Here is a 1,427-nt window from a genome sequence, read left to right as displayed (position 1 = left end):
GCTCGATCTCGGACGTGGCAATCCAGCAATCCGAAGGGAGTCTACAGAATTTGCCCGACACCGATATCCGCTCATGCTGCGTCCCGCGCGTCTGCGCTGGCGGTTCGCCGAGGTCGCGGCATCGTGAAGGATGGCTCCCTCACCCGACCTCGATGTCACCTTCGCCGGTGACGACCTCGTACTCCGGCTGGCCGCTCTTGCCTATCTCGCCCGCTTCTCCGCGGTCTCGCGGATCCACGCCAAATCCGCTCTGCGCCTGTACTTCTCCTGGTGCACCGACCAGCAACCGGCTCCGCTCGCGGTCGCGCGGACCGAGGTCGAGCGGTACATGCGGTGGATGCAGGAAGTCCCCCGCTTCAAACCCGCCACCCTTGCCCATTGCGTACATCGCATAGTCCTGGGTGCGAAAGACAGGCTCGGCGCCGAGCATCGCGGTGAAAGCGGTCTTGCGCCGGGCGGCCTCCAGGCGCTCCGGATACGGCTTCTAATCGGTGAATCCCAACGGGCCGGTAAGGGTTTCGCCGCATTCGATGGTCTGTGCCGAATCCGGGTCCGGCAGCGGATCGATGCGCTGGCGCGCGGTCAGCATGCCGTGGTGATTGCCTTCGGGGCAGACCGGTCCGAACGCTCATAGCGTTTGACGTAGATCATCGCCGCGCGGCCGGGACGCACCTTCCGCGATATTCTTGCGGCCGTGGCGGTTTGAGGATCGTCATGGTTCCTCCGTCGGACGGGGCACATACCGCGAGCATTCGGCGGGCAGTCGCACACCGGCCGTGCGCAAGTGCGCGACCCGGGTGAGGTAGGCCGCGCCGGTCAGCAACTGGTCCGCGATATCGGCCACCCGGCGATTGCCGGGCGCGGCCAGGTGGGTGCCCGCCACCCAGTTGTTGAAGCCGCCCATGGCCGGGCCGCACCAGATCTGGTAGTCGGCCAGTCGATCGGCCTCACCGCGAATACTCCACCCGGAGGACAGGCCCAGATACCACCGGAATACCAGCGCCATCACGGCTTTCGGGTTGCCCTCGGCGGAAACCAGCTGGGCCGGATCGCGTTCGGTGAAATAGCTGACGCACTCCCGCCAGATCTCGGCGAGCGGACGACGGAAAAGCTTGTCCTCCAGATCCTTCCGAATCTCGACGGGCAGGGCGTCGATACCGTCGTAGGCCCGGTACAGGTCGTACAGCCGCTGCGCCCGGGCGGCGAACATGGTGCCCCGGCGCAGCACCTGCACCTGTACGCCGAGTTCGAACATATCCGAGGAGGGCGCCATGGTGCAGTCGGCGAATTGCGCGGTGGCGAGAAGTTTCTTGGTGGCCTCGGACTGATCGGCCTCCACCGCGGACTGGTTCACCGATCCGGTCACGATATAGGCCGCACCCAGGGCGAAGGCCGCAGCCGCCGCATCGGGCGTGCCGATTCCGCCC

The 1,427-nt window shown here is 66.4% G+C and carries 2 protein-coding genes; one reads left to right on the top strand and one right to left on the bottom strand.

Annotated elements, in window-relative coordinates:
• The first annotated feature begins 130 nt into the window (after positions 1-130).
• Entirely contained in the window at positions 131-634 is a 504-nt protein-coding gene (locus tag NA10_RS37415; protein WP_157557020.1) for a hypothetical protein, read from the top strand.
• 78 nt (positions 635-712) lie between these two features.
• Here the strand turns inward: NA10_RS37415 and NA10_RS37890 are convergent.
• Positions 713-1,427 (bottom strand): beta/alpha barrel domain-containing protein (locus NA10_RS37890; RefSeq protein ID WP_507763264.1); only part of this gene is annotated, 715 nt, incomplete at its 5' end.

The sequence above is a fragment of the Nocardia acidivorans NBRC 108247 genome, assembly GCF_001625085.1.
In the GTDB taxonomy this organism is placed as follows: domain Bacteria; phylum Actinomycetota; class Actinomycetes; order Mycobacteriales; family Mycobacteriaceae; genus Nocardia; species Nocardia acidivorans.
The sequence above is the reverse complement of the archived record's forward strand: the minus strand, read 5'-3'. Positions and strand labels throughout refer to the sequence as shown.